The sequence below is a fragment of the Planomonospora sp. ID67723 genome (assembly GCF_015711605.1).
Taxonomy (GTDB): Bacteria; Actinomycetota; Actinomycetes; order Streptosporangiales; family Streptosporangiaceae; genus Planomonospora_A.
In genome coordinates this window covers 343,815-363,516 of the sequence record NZ_JABTEZ010000003.1, presented here as the reverse complement: position 1 = coordinate 363,516, position 19,702 = coordinate 343,815, and the positions used below count along the sequence as shown (strand labels likewise).

Annotated in this window: 14 protein-coding genes; 4 read left to right on the top strand and 10 right to left on the bottom strand. The window is 70.8% G+C overall.

The window, feature by feature from the left end; genetic code table 11:
• The first annotated feature begins 2 nt into the window (after positions 1-2).
• On the top strand, positions 3-2,306 hold the full coding sequence (locus tag HS041_RS23370) for an ATP-binding cassette domain-containing protein (protein ID WP_196442949.1): 2,304 nt from the start codon (positions 3-5) through the stop codon (positions 2,304-2,306).
• A gap of 26 nt (positions 2,307-2,332) precedes the next feature.
• Here the strand turns inward: HS041_RS23370 and hrpA are convergent, their stop codons facing one another.
• From hrpA to HS041_RS23335, 7 genes are all read right to left on the bottom strand, one after another.
• On the bottom strand, positions 2,333-6,226 hold the full coding sequence (gene hrpA / locus HS041_RS23365) for an ATP-dependent RNA helicase HrpA (RefSeq protein ID WP_196442948.1): 3,894 nt from the start codon (positions 6,224-6,226) through the stop codon (positions 2,333-2,335).
• A gap of 219 nt (positions 6,227-6,445) precedes the next feature.
• On the bottom strand, positions 6,446-8,749 hold the full coding sequence (locus HS041_RS40145; RefSeq protein ID WP_196442947.1) for a glycoside hydrolase family 6 protein: 2,304 nt from the start codon (positions 8,747-8,749) through the stop codon (positions 6,446-6,448).
• A 162-nt stretch (positions 8,750-8,911) separates the two neighbouring features.
• Positions 8,912-9,817 carry a class F sortase gene (locus tag HS041_RS23355; RefSeq protein WP_196442946.1) on the bottom strand — a complete coding sequence of 302 codons (906 nt, stop codon included), beginning with the start codon at positions 9,815-9,817 and terminating at the stop codon, positions 8,912-8,914.
• Positions 9,810-10,361: a hypothetical protein gene (locus HS041_RS23350; RefSeq protein WP_196442945.1), complete on the bottom strand. Its 552-nt coding sequence runs from the start codon at positions 10,359-10,361 to the stop codon at positions 9,810-9,812. The genes HS041_RS23355 and HS041_RS23350 overlap by 8 nt, the downstream gene beginning before the upstream one ends.
• 123 nt (positions 10,362-10,484) lie before the next feature.
• Entirely contained in the window at positions 10,485-11,219 is a 735-nt protein-coding gene (ppgK, locus tag HS041_RS23345; protein WP_196442944.1) for a polyphosphate--glucose phosphotransferase, read from the bottom strand.
• Positions 11,220-11,299: 80 nt separating this feature from the next.
• The gene (locus HS041_RS23340) at positions 11,300-13,060 is read right to left on the bottom strand and encodes an ABC transporter ATP-binding protein (protein ID WP_196442943.1); all 1,761 of its coding nucleotides are present in this window, start codon (positions 13,058-13,060) and stop codon (positions 11,300-11,302) included.
• A gap of 97 nt (positions 13,061-13,157) precedes the next feature.
• On the bottom strand, positions 13,158-13,730 hold the full coding sequence (locus HS041_RS23335) for an NADPH-dependent FMN reductase (protein ID WP_196442942.1): 573 nt from the start codon (positions 13,728-13,730) through the stop codon (positions 13,158-13,160).
• 200 nt (positions 13,731-13,930) lie between these two features.
• Here HS041_RS23335 and HS041_RS23330 point away from each other — a divergent pair, with 200 nt between their 5' ends.
• Positions 13,931-14,851, top strand: a complete 921-nt coding sequence (locus HS041_RS23330; RefSeq protein WP_196442941.1) for a trypsin-like serine peptidase — start codon at positions 13,931-13,933, stop codon at positions 14,849-14,851.
• A gap of 33 nt (positions 14,852-14,884) precedes the next feature.
• On the opposite strand, the gene HS041_RS23325 is transcribed toward HS041_RS23330, so the two are convergent.
• Entirely contained in the window at positions 14,885-16,522 is a 1,638-nt protein-coding gene (locus HS041_RS23325) for an ABC-F family ATP-binding cassette domain-containing protein (RefSeq protein ID WP_196442940.1), read from the bottom strand.
• A 285-nt stretch (positions 16,523-16,807) separates the two neighbouring features.
• Here HS041_RS23325 and HS041_RS23320 point away from each other — a divergent pair, with 285 nt between their 5' ends.
• Both HS041_RS23320 and HS041_RS23315 read left to right on the top strand, forming a co-directional pair.
• Positions 16,808-17,560: a lipocalin/fatty-acid binding family protein gene (locus tag HS041_RS23320; RefSeq protein ID WP_196442939.1), complete on the top strand. Its 753-nt coding sequence runs from the start codon at positions 16,808-16,810 to the stop codon at positions 17,558-17,560.
• 164 nt (positions 17,561-17,724) lie between these two features.
• Positions 17,725-18,876, top strand: coding sequence for an acyl-CoA dehydrogenase family protein (locus HS041_RS23315; RefSeq protein ID WP_196442938.1), 1,152 nt, complete (start codon positions 17,725-17,727; stop codon positions 18,874-18,876).
• 80 nt (positions 18,877-18,956) lie between these two features.
• Here the strand turns inward: HS041_RS23315 and HS041_RS23310 are convergent, their stop codons facing one another.
• Together HS041_RS23310 and HS041_RS23305 are read right to left on the bottom strand one after the other, a co-directional pair.
• A complete protein-coding gene (locus tag HS041_RS23310; protein ID WP_196442937.1) occupies positions 18,957-19,214 on the bottom strand; it encodes a hypothetical protein in 258 nt (85 codons plus the stop codon).
• Positions 19,215-19,256: 42 nt separating this feature from the next.
• Positions 19,257-19,691, bottom strand: a complete 435-nt coding sequence (locus HS041_RS23305) for a hypothetical protein (RefSeq protein ID WP_196442936.1) — start codon at positions 19,689-19,691, stop codon at positions 19,257-19,259.
• Positions 19,692-19,702 lie beyond the last annotated feature (11 nt).

Sequence of the window (19,702 nt, the reverse complement as noted above, 5' to 3'; positions counted from 1 at the left end):
GCATGACTGTCGGCTACAGCGGTAACATCTCAGACCTGACCTCTCGCAGCGCCGCGGACAGCCACGACCTCATCCAGGTCCGTGGCGCCAGGGAGAACAACCTCACCGGCGTTTCCCTCGACATCCCCAAGCGGCGCCTCACCGTCTTCACCGGCGTCTCCGGCTCCGGGAAGTCCTCACTCGTCTTCGACACGATCGCCTCGGAGTCACGGCGGCTGATCAACGAGACCTACGCGGCTTTCATCCAGGGCTTCATGCCCAGCCTCAACCGGCCCGACGTGGACGCGCTGCACAACCTGAGCGCCGCGATCATCGTCGACCAGGAGCGGATGGGCGCCAACGCCCGCTCGACCGTGGGCACCGCCACCGACACGTACACCATGCTGCGGATCGTCTTCAGCCGGATCGGCACCCCGCACATCGGCCCGGCCTTCGCCTTCAGCTTCAACACCCCGCAGGGCATGTGCCCGCACTGCGAGGGCCTGGGCAAGGTGACCGACATCGACGTCGACGAGCTGGTCGACCGCGACCTGTCACTGAACGAGGGCACGATCAAGGCGCCCGGCTACGGCGTCGACACCTGGCCCTGGCAGATCATCGTGGCCTCCGGCCTGTTCGACCCGGACGTCAAGCTGCGCGACTACACGCCGGCCCAGTGGGAGGACTTCCTATACAAATCACCCATCAAGGTGAAGCTGGGGGCCAACAACTTCACCTATGAGGGCCTGGCGGCCAAGATCCGCCGGCAGTATCTAGGCAAGGACCGCGAGTCGATGAAGGGGCAGGCTCGCGCGTTCGCCGACCGGGCGGTCAAGCTCGCCCACTGCACCGACTGCGACGGCACGCGCCTGAACGAGGCGGCGCGCTCGTCGAGGATCGACGGCCTCAACATCGCCGAGTGCTCGGCGATGCAGATCAACGACCTGGCCGAATTCCTCCGGAAGATCGACGCCCCCTCGGTCGGGCCGGTCGTGGAGAACCTGCGCGCGACGCTGGACTCACTTGTGGAGATCGGCCTGGGTTACCTGAGCCTGGACCGGGAGTCGGCCACGCTGTCGGGCGGCGAGGCCCAGCGGGTGAAGATGGTCCGGCACCTCAACTCGAGCCTGACGGACGTCACGTACGTCTTCGACGAGCCGACCGCCGGGCTCCACCCGCACGACATCCAGCGGATGAACGGCCTGCTGCTCCAGCTTCGCGACAAGGGCAACACCGTGCTCGTGGTGGAGCACAAGCCGGAGATGATCCGGATCGCCGACCACGTGGTCGACCTCGGCCCCGGCGCGGGCGCCGCGGGCGGGCGGCTCTGCTACGCCGGCGACCTGGACGGGCTGCGCTCCTCCGGCACGCTCACCGGCCGCTACCTCGACCACCGGGTACGGCTGCGCGAGACGGTCCGCCGGCCCGCCGGGCAGCTGCAGATCAGGGGCGCCACGCTGCACAACCTGCGCGGAGTGGACGTCGACATCCCGCTCGGCGTGCTCACCGTCGTCACCGGCGTCGCCGGATCCGGCAAGAGCTCGCTCATCCACGGCTACGTCGCTGGCCGCGAGGGCGTGGTGGTGGCCGACCAGTCGCCGATCCGCGGCTCGCGGCGCAGCAACCCGGCCACCTACACCGGCCTGCTCGACCCGATCCGCGCCGCCTTCGCCAAGGCCAACGGGGTCAAGCCCGCCCTGTTCAGCGCCAACTCCGAGGGGGCCTGCCCGGCGTGCAAGGGCATCGGCCTCATCTACACCGACCTGGCGATGATGGCCGGGGTGGCGACGGTCTGCGAGGAGTGCGAGGGCAAGCGGTTCACCCCCGAGGTGCTGGAGTACACGCTGCGCGGCAAGAACATCAACCAGGTGCTGGAGATGCCGGTCGCCGAGGCGGCCGAGTTCTTCACCACCGGCCCGGCGCAGGCCATCCTGGACCGCCTGTCGGCGGTGGGCCTGGGCTACCTCGGCCTCGGCCAGCCGCTCACCACCCTGTCCGGCGGCGAACGGCAACGCCTGAAGCTGGCGGTCCACATGGCGAAGAACGGCACGACCTACGTCCTGGACGAGCCGACCACCGGCCTGCACCTCGCCGACGTCGACCACCTGCTGGGCCTGCTGGACCGGCTGGTCGACGACGGCAACACCGTCATCGTCATCGAGCACCACCAGGCGGTGATGGCCCACGCGGACTGGATCATCGACCTCGGCCCGGGGGCCGGTCACGACGGCGGTCAGGTCGTCTTCGCCGGCACCCCCGCCGAGCTCGTCGGCTCCGGCACGTCCCTGACCGCGCTGCATCTGCGCGACTACGTCGGCCGGCCCTAGGAAATCCCGCCCCGCGGCGGGGACGCCTACCGCTGGAAGGACTGCCCCAGGTCCACGCCCTCCATCGCCTTGCGGATGCGCTTGTCGGAGATGGAGTACGGCGTGCCGAGGGTCTGGGCGAAGTAGCTGACCCTCAGCTCCTCGATCATCCAGCGGATCTTGCGGACGTCCTCGTCGCCGCGGCGGGCGGGCGGGAGCTTCTCGACCAGGTCGTGGTAGTCGTCCTCGATGTCATGGATCTTGTGCATGCGCTCCTCGTCGCGGTACGGGTCGTCGGGGAGCTTCTCCAGCCGGCGCTCGGCCGCCTTGAGGTAGCGCAGCAGGTCGGGCAGGCGGGCGTACCCGGTGGCGGTGACGAAGCCGGGGTAGACGAGGTGGGCGACCTGGTCGCGGACGTCCTCCACGGCGGGAGCGGGGCGCGACTCGGCCAGCCGGGTGCTGAGGGCGTGCCAGACCGCCAGGATGCTCCGGACCCGGTCGACCACCTCGGCCGTGGTGTCGAACAGCTCGGCGCGGACCTTGTCGTGCAGGGTGGCGAAGGCGGACTCGTCCCAGACCGGCCCGCCGTACTCGCCCATCAGCTTGTCGGCGGCGCAGGCGATGCAGTCGTCGAACAACGCCGTCGCGCCCGCGTGCGGGCTGCGGCTCAGCGCCAGTTTGGCCTGGTTGTCCAGGCGTCCGAGGACCCACTTGGCCGGGGAGGGGGTGTTGAGCAGCAGCAGCCTGCGGGTGCCCTCCCACATGGCGCGGCGCTGCTCGGCCTCGGTCTCGAACATCCGCACGGCCACGCTCGCGCCCTCGTCGGCCAGGGCCGGATAGGCCTTCATCCGCCGCTGCTCGAACGTCTTGGGCAGCTCGCCCAGACTCCAGGTGGTCAGGCCGGACTGCTCCATGCCCGCGGCCTTGGAGAGGGTCTGGCGGAGCTTGGGGGCGAGCCGCCGCTTGAGCTCGGCCAGGTCCTTGCTCTCCGCGATCTTGTGCTTGCGGCCGTCGATCACCCGGAAGGTGATCTTCAGGTGGTCGGGGACGTTGTCGAGCTGCCATGCCTCCCGCGGGACCTGGATGCCGGTGAGGTTGAGCAGCTCCCGCTCCAGCACCGCCAGCAGCGGCTCCTGGGTGGGCTTGGCCCGCTGGAGCACCTGCTTGGCGTAGTTGGGGGCGGGCACGAAGTTGCGCCGGATGTTCTTGGGCAGGGAGCGGATCAGCGCGGTGAGGAGCTCCTCCCTCAGGCCGGGGATCTGCCAGTCGAAGCCCTCGACGTTGACCTGGTTGAGCAGGGAGAGGGGGATGTGCGCGGTCACGCCGTCGGCGTCGGCGCCGGGCTCGAACTGGTAGGTCAGCGGGAACCTGAGCCCGCCCTGCCGCCAGACGTCGGGGTAGTCGCGCTGGCTGACGTCCCCGGCCGTCTCGCTGATCAGCATCGACTTCTCGAAGTTGAGCAGGTCGGGGTCGCTCTGCCGGGTCTTCTTCCACCATGAGTCGAAGTGGCGTCCGGAGACGACGTCGGAGCCGACGCGCTGGTCGTAGAAGTCGAACAGGGTCTCGTCGTCGACGAGGATGTCGCGGCGGCGGGCCCGCTCCTCCAGCTCCCCGACCTCCTCCAGGAGCCTGCGGTTCTCGGCGAAGAAGGCGTGGTGGGTCTCCCAGTCGCCCTCGACCAGGGCGTGCCGGATGAACAGCTCGCGGCTGAGCTCGGGGTCGACGCGGCCGTAGTTGACCTTGCGCTGGGCCACGATCGGCACGCCGTACAGGGTGACCTTCTCGTAGGCCACGACGGCGGCCTGCTTCTTCTCCCAGTGCGGCTCGGAGTAGGTGCGCTTGATCAGGTGCTGGGCCAGCGGCTCGACCCACTCGGGCTCGATCCTGGCGTTGACCCGGGCCCAGAGCCGGGAGGTCTCCACCAGCTCGGCGGACATCACCCAGAGCGGCTGCTTCCTGGCCAGCGCGGAGCCGGGGAAGATCGCGAAGCGGGCGTTGCGGGCGCCGATGTATTCGGTGAGAGGGCGGCGGGGACCGTCCTGGGGACCCTTCTTGTCGATGTCCTTGACGCCGATGTGCGACAGCAGGCCGGACAGCAGCGAGGTGTGGATCTTCTGCTCGTCGCCGGGGGTGCTGTTGAGCGTGACCCCGAGCGACTTCGACATCTGCCGGAGCTGGCTGTAGACGTCCTGCCACTCGCGCACGCGCAGGTAGTTGAGGAACTCGGCCTTGCACAACCGCCGGAAGGCGCTCGAAGAGAGCTCCTTCTGCTTCTCCTGGAGGTGGTTCCAGAGGTTCAGGTAGGAGACGAAGTCCGACTCCTTGTCGGCGAACCGCCGGTGCATCTCGTCGGCGGCCTGCTGCTTGTCGGCCGGGCGCTCGCGCGGGTCCTGGATGGACAGGGCCGCGGCGATGACCATGACCTCGCGGACGCAGCCGTTGTGGTCGGCCTCCAGCACCATCCGGGCCAGCCGCGGGTCCACCGGGAGCCCGGCGAGCTTGCGGCCCAGCGGCGTGATGTGCTTGGCCTCGTCGAAGGCGCCGAGCTCGCGCAGCAGGTCGAAGCCGTCCTTGACCTGGCGCTGGTCCGGCGGCTCGACGAACGGGAAGGCCGCGATGTCGCCCAGTCCGATGGAGGTCATCTGCAGGATGACCGAGGCGAGGTTGGTGCGCAGGATCTCCGGGTCGGTGAACTCCGGCCGGGCGAGGAAGTCCTCCTCCTCGTAGAGCCGGATGCACACACCCTCGGAGACACGGCCGCAGCGGCCCTTGCGCTGGTTGGCCGAGGCCTGGGAGATCGCCTCGATGGGCAGGCGCTGCACCTTGGTGCGGTGGCTGTAGCGGGAGATGCGGGCGAAGCCGGGGTCGACCACGTACTTGATGCCGGGCACGGTCAGCGAGGTCTCGGCCACGTTGGTGGACAGCACGACGCGGCGGCCCCGGTGCGGCTGGAAGACCCGGTGCTGCTCGGCGGCCGACAGGCGGGCGTACAGCGGGAGGACCTCGACGTCGCCGCGTTTGGACAGCGCGTCGGCGGTGTCGCGGATCTCCCGCTCGCCGCTGAGGAAGACCAGGATGTCGCCGGGCCCCTCCAGGCAGAGCTCGTCCACCGCGTCGCCGATCGCCTGGATCTGGTCGTCGTCCTCGCCGAGCGGCCGGTAGCGCACCTCGACGGGGTAGGTCCGGCCGGAGACCTCCACGATCGGGGCGTCGCCGAAGTGCCGGGAGAAGCGCTCCGGGTCGATGGTCGCCGAGGTGATGATCACCTTCAGATCGGGGCGCCTGGGCAGGAGCTGCTTGAGATAGCCGAGGATGAAGTCGATGTTGAGGCTGCGCTCGTGCGCCTCGTCGATGATCAGCGTGTCGTACTGGGCGAGCTCTCGGTCGCCCTGCAGCTCGGCCAGGAGGATGCCGTCGGTCATGACCTTGACGAGCGTGCCGTCGCTCACCTGGTCGGTGAAGCGCACCTTGTAGCCGACCGCCTCGCCGAGCGGGGTGTCCAGCTCCTCGGCCACCCGCTCGGCCACGGTCCTGGCCGCGATCCGGCGGGGCTGGGTGTGCCCGATCAGGCCCTTGACCCCCCGGCCCAGCTCCAGGCAGATCTTCGGCAACTGGGTGGTCTTGCCCGAGCCCGTCTCACCGGCGACGATCACGACCTGGTGGTCGCGGACGGCCTCCAGGATGTCGTCCTTGCGCTGGCTGACCGGGAGCGCCTCCGGATAGGTCACCGCCGGCACGCCCGCACGCCGCTCGGCGATCCGGCGTTCGGCCCGTTCGATGTCGGCGCCGATCTCCGCGGCGATCTTCTGCTGCGCGGAGCGGTTCCTGACCTTGCGTGCGCCGTCGAGCCGCCGCCCCAGCCGCCGCTGGTCGCGGAGGGTCAGCTCGGGCAGGCGCGCGTGGAGGTCGGCGAGTGGAGATGTCAACTGAGGCGTTCCCATGTCGGTGCCAGGATACTTTCGGCCCACGGGTCAGGAGCCAACCGCCCATGGTGCCTGACCCGTTCCCCGCGTGCATCCCAATATCCGCCCGGCTACGGCACAGCCGCACTTCCTCCCCCGGCGCTCCCTCGCGAGCGGGCCGGACACGGGTACGGCCCCGCCGCCCCCTTGTGGGGGGCGACGGGGCCTCGGGGCCCTACCGAACCGTGCCGGCGGGGACTACTGGACGGGCGGGTAGGCGTTCTTGAGCAGCTCCTGGAACTGGGCGGAGAACCAGTGACCGGAGACCGGGGCGTCCGGCAGCGAACCGCTCATGCTGTTGCCGTTGCGCTCGTTGCCCTCGTAGGTCGGGTCGCACATTCGGTCGAAGCCCTTGCCCTCGTCGTTCGGGATGGCCTTGCTGGAGCCGTCGGACTCGCCCGGCGGCTTGATCCAGACGTAGGCGTCCAGGCCCGGAGCCGGGTTGGCCTGCGGCCGCTCGCCGAGACCGGCGCCGCTCTGGTTGCACCAGTTGCCGGCGTGGATCCGGCGGTCGATGCGGGACTGGTTGACGAAGGTGTTGACGTCGGAGGAGGTGCTCGGCGCGCCCGGCCGGGCGGTTCCGCCCCAGCCGTTGCGGGAGGTGTCGATCAGCATGCCGATGGTCGACTTGAAGCCCCTCCTGATGAGCTCCTGCCGGAAGGCCTGGGCGAAGGAGAGTTCGTCGACGTAGTAGTTCCAGTCGACCCAGTCGGACTGGCGGATCGTCTGGCCGCCGATGGTCGTGTTGATGGTGAAGTGCGGCTCCTTCAGCGCCGAGTAGTTGGCGGTGTTGGTGATGAAGCCGTCGACGCTCTCGAAGCCCTTGGCGGTGCCGGCGACGGTGGTGGCGAACAGCTCGGCGGAGGGGCCGAAGTTCGTGTCCCAGCCGATCCAGCCGTGGTGGGCGGCGTCGATGTAGGTGTAGACGTTCGGGATGGCGTGCAGCTTGTCCAGGGCGTAGCGGATCCCGTTGACGTAGGCCCCGGTGTCCTTGGCCTCCTGGCACTTGGCCACGTTGAGGTTGGTGACCAGGTTGGGCAGCGAGTCGATCTCGACGATCGTCACGATCCGCAGCGCCGCGTACTTCGGGTCCTTCATGATGGCGGCGATCGGGTCGATGTACTCGTTCTTGTAGCGGTTCAGGCCGTCCTGGGCGATGAGCAGCTCACCGTTGGAGGCCAGGGCCGAGCAGTCGCGGTTGGGCAGGTTGTAGATGACGAACTGGATCGTCAGCGGCTTGCTGCCGTTGGCGGCGTCCTGCTTGAGCGCCTCGTCCAGGTGGGCGCGCAGGCCCATCGACGAGGAGCTGCCCGCGATGGCCGCGATGCGGTCCAGCCACACGCCGGTGGAGATGTTCGCCACCGCGGCGCCGCCCGGCTCGGCGGCGGCCTTGGCCGACCAGTTGGGGTTCACGTAGCCGGTCGCGCCGTCGTAGGGGTTGTCGACGTGCTCGCCGACCGGCGGCGTGTCGCCGTCGTTGTCCTCCTCGGTCGCGGTGACCGAGACGCCGGTGTGGCCGCTCGCGGCGGCCGCGATGGTGGCGGTGCCGTCGGTCTCGTCGGCGTCCTCGGCGGCGGAGACCGTCACGTTCTGCGCCGTGTTCCAGTTGGACGCGGTGAAGGTCAGCGAGGACGGCGCGACGGTGATGTCACCGTCACCGGTCTTGGTGAGGTTGACCGTGACGTTGCCCGACGGCGCCTGGCTCAGCTTGAACCCGGTGGTCTTGCTGCCGCCCTCGGGCACGCTGACCGAGGTGGGGGAGGCGACGATCGACGGGGTGCCTCCGCCCGTCACGGTGAAGGGAACCTCGGCGCTCTCCTTGCTGAGGACCGGGGTGCCGTTGTCGTAGGCCTTGGCCTTGGCGGTGTGGGATCCGGCGGCCAGGCCGGTGGCGGAGTGGGAGTAGGGGGCGGTCGTGTCGGTGTTGACGAGCGCCCCGTCGACGTAGAACTCGACCTTGCTGACCGCGCCGTCGTCGGAGGCCGTCGCGGCGAGCGGCACGGCCGCGCCCGCGGCGTGCGAGGAGCCGCTCGCCGGGCTGGTCAGGCTGACGGTCGGGGCCTGGTTGACCGGCGGCTGCCCGCCGCAGGCGACGCCGTTGACCGTGAAGTCCGTCGGCTTCGGGTTGGAGCCGCTCCACGAGCCGTTGAAGCCGACGTTCGTCGAGGCCCCGGTGGCCAGCTTGCCGTTCCACTCCAGGTTCTTGGCGGTGACCTTGTCCGCCTCCTGCTTCCAGGTGGCCGACCAGCCCTGCTGGAGTTTCTGCCCACCGGTGAAGGTGAAGCCGAGGGTCCAGCCGTCCAGCGCGTCACCGAGGTTCTTGACGGTGACGCTGGCGGTGAAGCCGCCCTGCCAGTCGTTGGTGGAGTAGGCGACGTCGCAGGCGACGGCCGCGTGGGCCGTCGCCGCCTGACCGGTGGCGAGACCGGCGGCGGCGACCAGCACGGCCGCCGCGGTCGCAGCCCGGTTCCGCCAGGCATGGCGGCGCGGATGAGCTCTCATTGGTGTCATCTCCAGACGAGGGGTGGGAGCGCTCCCATAGTCCGGATGTTTCCGGGATGTGTACAGCATGTGACCTTTCACGGGCCGTCCTGTGCGGCGCTGTCCCCGTCTGACCTGAGGGAACACCCGCGCGGCCCGATGAAAGTTTCAGGCGCCGGCCGGTCACCCCCGGGGGAAGTCCGACAGCCGGTACCAGGCCGCGAAGTCGCCGTAGACGATCAGGTTCTCCTCGTAGGAGTGGCGCTCGCGGTCGTACCGGCCCCCGCAGGTGACGAGCCTGATCGTCGGATACGGCCGGGCCCGGTAGACCCGGCTCACCGGGAAGGCCGCCTTGGGGGCCCGCTCGACCGACGTCACCCGGAAGACCACCACGCTCCCGTCCCGGCGGATCACGGCCACCGTGTCGCCCCGCACCAGGCCGGGCAGCCGGGCGAAGACGGCGGGGCCGGTCCTGGTGTCGAGGTGGCCGACGATCACCGCGGGGCCCGCCTCGCCCGGCATCGGGCCGGACCTGTCCCAGCCCGCCAGGTCGGCACGCCAGAGCGGCGGCGCCTCCAGAACGCCCTCGGAGGTGGGTCCGATCCAGGTGATCGGGGCGTTGACCCCGGCCCTCGGAACCACGAGCGCCAGCGGTTCGGCCGCACCGGGCTCACCCGGCAGCGGGGCGGGCCAGCCGACGCGCCTCCCCTTGCGCGTGCCCGCTCCGGCGGAGGCCACCGGCGGGACCGGCACGGCGGAGTCCCTCGGGGGGGCGGGTGCGGTGACCGGCAGGGAACGGGCCAGGGACGGGTCCGCCCGCTCCCCGGTCGCCGCCATGCACCCCGTGACCAGCAGGGCCGCCCCGAGTCCCAGCGCGGGGACGGCGGTTCTGAACCCCGTCGCCGGGATCATGCGGCCGACGGCCTCCGCGACGTACCGCGAGAGCGCCGTCCCGCGCCCGGGGCCCCTCCGCGTGTGCCGCCGGGCCGTACGGGCGCCTCGCCCGGCCACCATGGGACGGCCCGCCCCAGGACGGCCGGCCACGAGAGGGGCGGTCACAAGGGGGTCGGTCACGAGAGGGTCAGCCACGCCCCGCCGCCCGGCGGCGCCGTACCAGCGCCAGCCCTCCCGCGCCGGTCAACAAGGCGGCGGCACCGCCGAGACCCCAGGCCATCACGGCCGGTGCGGTCCCCCTTCCGGCGACCGCCTCGGGCCCCGCCTCCCGCTCTGCCGCTCCCCCCGCCAGGGCGAGACCGCCCCCGCCGGTGTCCGGACCGCCGGCGCCGACGACCTCGTAGGACCCGTAGAGGGTGACGTTGGTGCCCTCGCACTCGACCTCCACGACGTAGCTCCGGGGCTCGGCCCCCTGGGCCACCCGGGCCGTGCCGGACGGGGTGCCCACGCTCCCCCCGGTCAGCTCCACGTCGCCCTGGAACGCCTCGGACTTGGCGGTCGCGGGTCCTCCGCAGTCGTGCGCCGTGACCTCGACGCTGCCGCCGGGCGTGACCCGGCCCGGCGAGACCTCCACGTCGTCCTGGAGCGCCCCGGCGGGCGCCGCCGCCACCGCGACCATGACGGCCGCCGCCCCGGCCGCCCCGATCCACCGCCCCAGCACACCCGTCCGCCACACCATCTCGCGCTGCTCCCACCCGGTCGGATCTTGCTGACCCCCGCTATCTACCCAGGCCAGAGAGCATGTCCGGCAAAGTGCCGCCAAAGACTGATCGGCCTTTCCGACAGATGCCGCACAGGGCGATCAAAGGTCCGCGGCTGCCATCGCGGCGCCGACGATCCCGGCCTCGTTGCGCAGCGCGGCCGGGACGAGACGAGTCCGCACGTTCACGTGGGGCAGGAACTTGTCGGCCTTCTTGCTGACCCCGCCGCCGATGACGATCAGCGAGGGGGAGAACAGCATCTCGACGTGCCGGAGATACTCCTCGACCCGTTCGGCCCATTCCTCCCATTTCATGTCGTGGTGCTCGCGCGCGTGGTCGGAGGCGCGCTTCTCCGCGTCCTTCCCGCGGAGCTCCAGGTGGCCCAGCTCGGTGTTGGGCACCAGGTGACCGTCGACGAACAGGGCGCTGCCGATCCCGGTGCCGAAGGTCAGCATCAGCACCACCCCGGCCTCGCCCTTGGCCGCGCCGACCGCCATCTCCGCCAGCCCCGCGGCGTCGGCGTCGTTGAGCACCGCCACGGGACTGCCCGTCGCCGTGGCGAACAGCCCTCGGGCGTCCACTCCGATCCATCCGGGGTTCATGTTGGCGGCCGTCATGGTGATGCCGTCCAGCACCACCCCGGGGAAGGTCACCCCGACCGGCCCGCTCCAGGAGAAGTGCGCCGCGATCTGCCCGACCACCTCGGCGACCGCCTCGGGCGTGGCCGGGACGGGCGTCGGGATCCGCAGCCGCTCCTCGGTCAGCTCACCCCTCTGCAGGTCCACCGGGGCGCCCTTGATCCCCGAACCTCCGATGTCGACTCCCAGTGCTCGCATGGTGTGCCTCCTCGCCGCCCCCCTACCCCTGAACGCGGACGGCAAAATCGCGGGACGGTCAGCTGCGCCTTCCTCCCGGGTCAGGCGAGCTGGGCTCCCTGGAGCCCGGCGTAGACGCCGCGCACGCGCATCAGCTCCTCGTGGGTGCCGATCTCCTCGATCCCGCCGTCCCGCATCACCACGATCCGGTCGGCGCCCCGGATCGTGGAGAGGCGGTGGGCCACGACGAACACCGTGCGACCGGTGACCAGGCGGGCCAGCGCCTGCTGGATGAGCGCCTCCGAGCGGGTGTCCAGGGCGGAGGTCGCCTCGTCCAGGATCAGCACGCGCGGGTCGCGGATCAGCGCTCGGGCGATGGCCAGGCGCTGCCGCTGGCCGCCGGACAGGCGGGCGCCCCGCTCCCCGACCACCGTGTCGAGCCCCGCGGGCAGCCGGTCGATGAACTCCGTCGCGTTGGCGTCCTCCAGCGCCTGCCGTACCCGCTTCTCGGAGACGTCGGCCAGGCCGTAGGTGACGTTCTCCCTGATGCTGCCCTCGAACAGGATGGACTCCTGCGGCACGACCGACAGGAACCTGCGGTAGGTGCGCAGGTCCAGCGTCTCCATGTCGCGGCCGTCGAGCAGGATCCGCCCCGAGGTGGGACGCAGGAAGCCGATGACGAGGTTGAGCACGGTCGACTTCCCCGCCCCGGAGGGTCCGACCAGGGCGACCGTCTCCCCGGGGCTCACCTTCAAGGTGAAGTCCTTCACGGCCGGGGCCTCGCCCGGATCCCCGTAGGCGAACCCGACGCCGCGGAACTCCACCTCGCCGCGAGCGGAGACCACCTCGGCCTTGCCCGCGTTGTGCTCCAGGTCGGGGGCCTGGAGCACCTCGCCGACCGACCGCACCGAGGCCAGCCCCTTGTTGATCACGGGGGTCAGGCTGAGCAGCGAGGTGACCGCCGAGGTGAGGATCGGGAAGAACGTGCTCAGCATGACCACGTCGCCGCTGTTGACCGGGATGACCTGGTAGTAGGCGACGAGCGCGGACCCGGCCAGGACGGCGGCGCCGAGTGCGTTGAGCAGGATCCAGGCCAGGGCGCCGAAGCTGCCGTTGAGCAGGTCGAGCCGGAGCCCCTTGCGCAGCACGCTGGTCAGCGTGCCGTCGACCCGGTGCAGGGCGTCCCGCTCCAGGCCGTGCGCGCGGGTGATCGGGATCAGCGTGGTCATCTCACTGACCCGGGCCGACAGCTTCTCGACCTCGCGGCGGAAGCTCTCGTTGTCCTCGCGCATGCGGGAGCGCATCTTCATGACCAGGTACGCGGCGGCGGGCACGACCACCAGGAAGACCGGGATCGCGGCGGGCACCCGGAAGGCGACCATCACCAGCCCGCCGGCCAGCGTGGTGAGGGCGGACAGGCCCATGTCGCCCGTCTGCTGGGCGGTCTGCTCGATGCTCTCGACGTCGCGGATCACCTTGGTCTGGAGCACGGCCGCGCTGACCCGCGAGTGGTAGCCGATGGACAGGTGCTGCATCCGGCGGCACAGCGCGGAGCGCAGGCCCGTGCCCACCCGCCGGATTGCGCCGTGCAGGCAGCGGACGTAGAGAAGGTGCAGGGGGTAGTTGAGCAGCAGCAGGGTCAGGAGCACCGCCGTGTTGACCCACAGGCTCGCGACGGGGCTGCGGTGCTCCACGACGTCGATGATGTTGGCCGTGATCAGCGGCAGAACCCAGATGGGACTGTGCTTGACCAGGAAGGCCAGGACCGCGACGAGGAGCTTGAGGCGCTCCTCCTTGAAGAGGTAGGCGAGCGTGCGGATGGGATGCTCGCCCCTGTAGCGATGATCGAGAGCGCCGACCACGAATCCCCCATATAAGGATAGATCTCCACATCATCCTCCCTTGTGGAGATTTCCTGCATGTTTCGCCTCCGTCCGAAGCACCGGGGCCGGAACAGGCTCAGAGGCTGTACGGCCGGGCCTCGCGCGCCTCCCGCAACGCGGTCCCCCACCAGATGAGCTGGTCCAGCAGGACCTTGGCCGCCCCGTTGACCCCCGCCGGGTCGAGCGGCTCCCCGTCCTCGTCGAACCGGCCCTCCACCCGGTGGAAGCTCACGGTGTCACGCAGGGAGACCACGTGCAGCTCGGCGAAGACGAGCCGGAGCTGCTCCACGGCGCGCAGCCCGCCGGACTGCCCGCCGTACGAGACGAACCCGGCGGGCTTGGCGGCCCACTCCCGGCGGACCGCGTCGACGGCCAGCTTGAGCACCGCCGGATAGGCGTGGTTGTACTCGGGGGTGATCACCACGAAGCCGTCGGCGGCGCCGATCCGGGCGGCCAGCTCACGCGTGGCCGGATCGGTCTCCGACGGCGGGCGCCCGGGATGGAACGGCGGCAGCGGGATCCGGTTGAGATCGATGACGTCCAGGCGGAGATCGGCCCGCCGCCCGGCCTGCCCGAGGAACCACCGGCTCACGTTCGCCCCCGAGCGGCCCTGCGGACTGGTGGCGGCGATGACGGCGATGTCGAGCATGGCGTTACTCCTGGCTGAGCGGCGTGTCGCCCGCCAGTCTGCAACCTTAAGCATGCTTGAGGTCAACTCGCATCGGGTCGGCCAGCCCGGACGTCTCGGTACGGCATCTGCTAGGTAGATCTTCGTTTGGGCGTTACTTGCATGTTTGGGCGTTTTATAGATTTATATCCGCTTTACTAGCCATTGACCCTAGGACGTCCATGATCGCCCTCGCGCTCTCCCTCGCCCTCGTCGGCCCTCAGGCCGTCACCGACCCCGAGCCCATCAGCCACTCCGTATCGGAGACCGCCGAGGCGAAGGCGGTCTTCGGCTACTGGACCGGCGCCCGGATGAACGCGGCCCGCCCGGCCGCCCCGCGCAAGGGCAGCGCCGCCCCTGCCTTCCAGCGGACCGGCACGCCCACGGCGGTGGCCAGGAACGTCGCGCCGCTGGCCATCAAGGGGACGGCGCAGCCGCGCAGCATCGGCAGGGTCTTCTTCACCCTGGGCGGCCAGGACTACTCGTGCTCGGCGAGCGTGGTGAACTCCCGGGGCCGCAACCTGCTGGCCACCGCCGCGCACTGCGTGTACGGCAACAGGCAGTGGGTCAGGAACTGGATCTTCATCCCCGGCTACGCCTACAGCAAGGGCCAGCACCTCAAGCCCTACGGCGTCTGGACCATGGCCAAGGTGGCCATCGAGCCCGAGTGGGCCAAGTCGTACGACCCCGACTACGACTACGCGTTCGTGACCGTCGGCAAGGTCAGCGGCAGGAACATCGCGAACGTGGTCGGCGGCCAGGGCATCCTGTGGAACCAGCCCGCCAAGATCAGCATGCGGATCTTCGGCTACCCCGCCGAGTACCCGTGGGCCGGCACGAAGGTGGTGAGCTGCGGGCAGACGACCGCGCTCTACACGGTGCCCTCCGCCGGCATCGCGCGGCACCGGTTCGCCCGCTGCCCGCTCAACGGCGGTTCCAGCGGCGGCCCGTGGATCCGGGGTTACTCCACGGCCACCGGGACCGGCTACCTCGTCGGCGTGCAGAGCATGAAGTGGATGAACGCCGACGGCGCCACCGTCTGGAACTCCTCGCCCTACCTCGGCGACCGGGCCTACAAGCTCTACCTCAAGCTGGGCCGCTGACCCGGGCGCTCCCCCGCACGCCGGCGCGGCGGGTCACAGCTCCGTGATCTGTCCGGCGTCGGCGTGGATGCGGCGGGTGGTGTGCACGGCGTCCAGCATCCGGCGGTCGTGGGTGACCAGCAGGAGGGTTCCGGGGTAGGAGGCGAGCGCCGACTCCAGTTGCTCGATCGCGGCCAGGTCCAGGTGGTTGGTGGGCTCGTCGAGGACGAGCAGGTTCACCCCCCGGGCCTGGAGCAGCGCGAGCGCGGCCCGGGTGCGCTCCCCCGGCGACAGGGTCGCGGCCGGGCGCACCACGTGGGCCGCCCGCAGGCCGAACTTGGCCAGCAGCGTGCGGGCGTCGGCGGGGACCATGCCGTCCGTGGCGGAGGCGAAGGCCTCCAGCAGCGGCTCGTCGCCGAGGAAGAGCCCGCGCGCCTGGTCCACCTCGCCCACGACCACGCCGGGCCCGAGGGAGGCGTGGCCCTCGTCCAGGGGGATGCGCCCGAGGAGCGCGCCCAGCAGCGTCGTCTTGCCCGAGCCGTTGGCGCCGGTGATCGCCACCCGCTCGGCCCAGCCGATCTGCAGGTCCACCGGGCCGAGGGTGAACGCGCCACGCCGGACCACGGCTCCGCGCAGCGTCCCGACGACCGCTCCGGCCCGGGGGGCGAGCGCGATCTCCATGCGGAGCTCCCACTCCTTCCGGGGCTCCTCGACCACCTCCAGACGCTCGATCAGCCGCTCGGTCTGGCGGGCCTTGGCGGCCTGCTTCTCGGTCGACTCGACGCGGAAGTTACGGCCGATCTTGTCCCCGTCGGTCGCCTTGCGCCGGGCGTTCTTGACGCCCTTCTCCATCCAGTTGCGCTGGGTGAGGGCACGGGCCTTGAGCTCGGCGACGGTGCCGGCGTATTGCTCGTACTCTTCGCGGGCGTGCCGGCGGGCGACCTCGCGCTCGGCCAGGTAGGCCTCGTAGCCGCCGCCGTAGGCCCGCACCTGCTGCTGGACCAGGTCGAGCTCGACGATCCGGTTGGCCGTCCTGGCCAGGAACTCGCGGTCGTGGCTGACCAGGACCGTCCCGGCGCGCAGCCCGGTCACGAAGCGTTCCAGCCGCTCCAGGCCGTCCAGGTCGAGGTCGTTGGTGGGCTCGTCGAGCAGGAAGACGTCGTAGCGGCTCAGCAGCAGGGAAGCCATGCCCGCCCGGGCGGCCTGGCCGCCCGACAGGGCCGTCATCGGACGCTCCAGCCCCACCTCCAGGCCGAGGTCGGCGACGACCCCCTCGGCCCTCTCCTCCAGGTCCGCGCCGCCCAGGGCCAGCCACCGCTCCAGGCTCGCCGCATAGGCGTCGTCGGCGCCGGGACGGCCCTCCACCAGGCCCTCGGTGGCGACGTCGAGCGCACGCTGCGCGTCGGCCACCCCGGTCCGCCGGGCCAGGAAGGCGGCGACCGTCTCGCCGGCCCGGCGCTCGCGTTCCTGGGGCAGGTAGCCGACCGTGGCGGTGGGCGGGCTGAGCCGTACGGCGCCGTGCTCGGGCGGGAGCAGGCCCGCGAGGATGCGCATCAGGGTGGACTTTCCCGCGCCGTTCACGCCGACCAGGCCGACGACGTCGCCCGGGGCGACGACCAGATCCAGTGCGGAGAAGAGGGCGCGGTCGCCGTGTCCGGCGGCGAGATCCTTGGCGACGATGGTGGCGCTCATGAATGAACGGTATCCGCAGACGACCGGGCCGCCGAACGGCCCTTCTCCCGATCCCCCGCATGTAATCCCGGCAAATCGGACAGATTTATATTCTGTTTCCGCGATTCGCCCGGCGCGCGGAATCGGCGGTCGACCTGCGATCTTGTCGCCGAAACGTGATCAGACGGAAACTTGAGTCAGGATTTTTCGGGATTTAAGGCAACATCTTCACCCTCTGCCTCGTCGTTAAAGGCTGTGGAAGCGATCACCCGAGCTCGCTTCCAGAGAACGGGGAGAGGAATGATCTTGATCAAGAGAATCGCGGTCGGTGTCCTGTCAACGGTCGTGGGCGGCTCGCTGCTCCTGACCGCCGGAGCCGGTACGGCCTCCGCGACACGCGCCCAGCTCGCCGTGAAGATCGCCAACGTGAACCCCAACCCGGTCGTCGTCAAGGGCGGCGAGGAGACCCCGGTCACCGTCGAGGTCCGCACCACCGAGGCGGTCCGCGTCGAGCTCCGCCTCCGGCCGGACAGCGACCGCGCCCGCACCCTGGCCGCCGAGGAGCCCAAGGTCATCCACGAGGGCGACCTGTGGCGCTTCGTCGCCAGCTTCGACAAGTCCGACTACGAGGGGCGCTGGCTCGCGATCGCCGACGCCTTCGACAAGGACGGCAAGAAGGTGACCGACCAGGTCAACTTCTCCGTCAAGCACGAGGCCGGCCAGGCGGAGACCCGCCTGACCAGGTTCTCCGCCGACCCGGGTACGGTCCGCAAGGGCCGCTGGATCCACTTCTCCGGGCGCCTGCAGGTCCGTGAGGACTGGCGCTGGCAGGGCCTGGACGACGAGGAAGTGGAGATCTACTACCGCTCCAGCGGCTCCAGCGCCTGGAAGTACGTGACCTCCGGCGACACCGACCACCGGGGCCGGTTCTACGCCAAGAGCCGGGCCTTCAGGAGCGGCGAGTTCCGCGCCGTGTTCGAGGGCGACGACGAGCTCGGCGAGAGCGCCAGCCGCTCCGACTGGGTCAGGGTCAAGCGCTGGTCCCACCGCGGCCGGTAGCCGACACGTGCCGGACCCGGTGAACGGTTCCGGCGGACGCAGAGAAGGCCCGGGGCGACCCGGGCCTTCTCCGTGCCGGCGCCCCTCGGCGGCGACCGCCCCGGTTGACGCCCTCCCCCGCGGGCAGTGGAGCGGTCACACACCGCCGAGGGGAGATCGACACGATGACGACCGGTGACTTCTACGACTACGCCGACCTGCTCGACGGAGCCGAGAAGGAGGTCCTGCTGCGGGTACGGGAGTTCATGGCCGAGCAGGTCGCGCCGATAGCCGATGAGACGTGGACGCACGCCCGGTTCCCGCACCACCTCATCCCGGAGCTGGCCAAGCTGGACGTCGCGGGCCTGCCGTACCGGGGGGCCCGGAGCCTGCTGACCGGGTTCGTGGTGCTGGAGATGAACCGGGTCGACCCGTCGATGGGGACCTTCTTCGGGGTGCACAACGGGCTGGCGATGGGGAGCATCCACCGGCTGGGCTCGGCGGAGCAGCGGGACCGGTGGCTGCCCCCGATGGCCGCGATGGAGCAGATCGGCGCCTTCGCCCTGACCGAGCCCGAGGGCGGATCCGACGTGGCCGCCGGGTTGCGCACGACGGCCCGGCGCGAGGGCGACACCTGGGTGCTCAACGGCGCCAAGCGGTGGATCGGCAACGCGACCTTCGCGGACCTGGTCGTGGTCTGGGCCAAGGACGAGGCCGACGGGCAGGTCAAGGGTTTCGTGGTCGAGAAGGGCACCCCCGGCTTCACCGCCACGAGGATCGAGAACAAGATCGCCCTGCGGACGGTGCAGAACGCCGACATCACTCTGACCGACTGCCTGGTTCCGGAGGCGAACCGCCTGCAGGAGGCGAACAGCTTCCGCGACACCGCCGTCATCCTGCGCCAGACCCGCGGCGGGGTCGCCTGGCAGGCGGTGGGCTGCATGATGGGCGCCTACGAGACGGCCCTGGCCTACGCCGGGGAACGCGAGCAGTTCGGGCGTCCGATCGCGGGCTTCCAGCTCGTGCAGGACCTGCTGGTGCGCATGCTGGGCAACGTCACCTGCTCACTCGGCATGGTGGTACGGCTGGCGCAGCTCCAGGACGCGGGTGTCTACCGGGACGAGCACTCGGCCATGGCCAAGGCCTTCTGCACGGCCCGGATGCGCGAGGCCGTGGGCTGGGGCCGCGAGATCATGGGTGGCAACGGGATCGTCCTCGACTACGGCATGGGCCGGTTCGTGGCGGACTCGGAGGCGATCTACTCCTACGAGGGCACGAGAGAGATCAACAGCCTGATCGTGGGCCGCGCGATCACCGGGATCGGCGCCTTCGTCTGAGCGGGCCCGCGCGGTCCCCGTGCGGGCCCGCGCGACGGGCCGTGCGGCCCCGTGCGGGCCGCACGGCCGGGGCCGCCCTGTCAGGATGACGGGCCCATGTCCGGTTCCGGGGCCCGGGACCCGTCCCCGCTGTCGCCTTCCGGAGGGGAGGGCTCGACCGGATCGGCCGGGAGCGGCCGGCCGGGGAAGGCCGTGTCGGCTCCCGAGCGCTCCGCCACCGTCCGGCTCTCTCCCACATCCGCGTCCGGCACGGCGGGTGGCGCGTCACCGCTCCCCTGCGGCGGCCCGTCTTCCGGCTGCGCGGAGGGGCTCTCGGCGGGATCACGTTCGTCGTTCATACCGCCCCCCTCCCCCGCGGGGAGGACATCATTCCCGCCGGCTCACTCGGGCGCGGCCTCGTGGCCGGGGAGGCCGCGCGTGCGGCGGCGCTCCTTCATCTCGGCCTCGTAGAGATGGCGGCGACCGCCCGCCAGCGCGTTCCTGGCCCGCGCCTCCAGGTCTCGGAAGCAGCGGTAGTAGCCGTCGTCGTAGTCCTCGACGATCTGGAAGGTCCACCGGCTCTCGATCACGTTGCGCCCGATCAGCTCGGTGGAGACCGCGTCGGCGTATTCGTCGTGCCCGGCGGCGCGCAGCAGCTCCACGGCCTCGTCGAGCATCAGGTCGGCGTGACCGGTGAGCTGGTGGAAGGCGTACAGGTGCCCGCGGGCGCGTTCGGTCGTCTCCAGGGCCTCCGACAGCTTGCCCAGTGCCTCGACGGTGGCGTCGTCGAGCCCTTCGGGCCTGCGGTGCCGCGAATCGGGGCGATCCTCGCTCATGACGCGGCGGT

Bases quoted from the DNA above. Each gene is read 5' to 3' on its own strand.
- HS041_RS40145 (WP_196442947.1), bottom strand. From the start codon at position 8,749: ATGAGAGCTCATCCGCGCCGCCATGCCTGGCGGAACCGGGCTGCGACC.
- HS041_RS23370 (WP_196442949.1), top strand. From the start codon at position 3: ATGACTGTCGGCTACAGCGGTAACATCTCAGACCTGACCTCTCGCAGC.
- HS041_RS23350 (WP_196442945.1), bottom strand. From the start codon at position 10,361: ATGGTGTGGCGGACGGGTGTGCTGGGGCGGTGGATCGGGGCGGCCGGG.
- HS041_RS23325 (WP_196442940.1), bottom strand. From the start codon at position 16,522: ATGAGCGCCACCATCGTCGCCAAGGATCTCGCCGCCGGACACGGCGAC.
- HS041_RS23335 (WP_196442942.1), bottom strand. From the start codon at position 13,730: ATGCTCGACATCGCCGTCATCGCCGCCACCAGTCCGCAGGGCCGCTCG.
- HS041_RS23330 (WP_196442941.1), top strand. From the start codon at position 13,931: ATGATCGCCCTCGCGCTCTCCCTCGCCCTCGTCGGCCCTCAGGCCGTC.
- ppgK (WP_196442944.1), bottom strand. From the start codon at position 11,219: ATGCGAGCACTGGGAGTCGACATCGGAGGTTCGGGGATCAAGGGCGCC.
- HS041_RS23315 (WP_196442938.1), top strand. From the start codon at position 17,725: ATGACGACCGGTGACTTCTACGACTACGCCGACCTGCTCGACGGAGCC.
- HS041_RS23305 (WP_196442936.1), bottom strand. From the start codon at position 19,691: ATGAGCGAGGATCGCCCCGATTCGCGGCACCGCAGGCCCGAAGGGCTC.
- hrpA (WP_196442948.1), bottom strand. From the start codon at position 6,226: ATGGGAACGCCTCAGTTGACATCTCCACTCGCCGACCTCCACGCGCGC.
- HS041_RS23310 (WP_196442937.1), bottom strand. From the start codon at position 19,214: ATGAACGACGAACGTGATCCCGCCGAGAGCCCCTCCGCGCAGCCGGAA.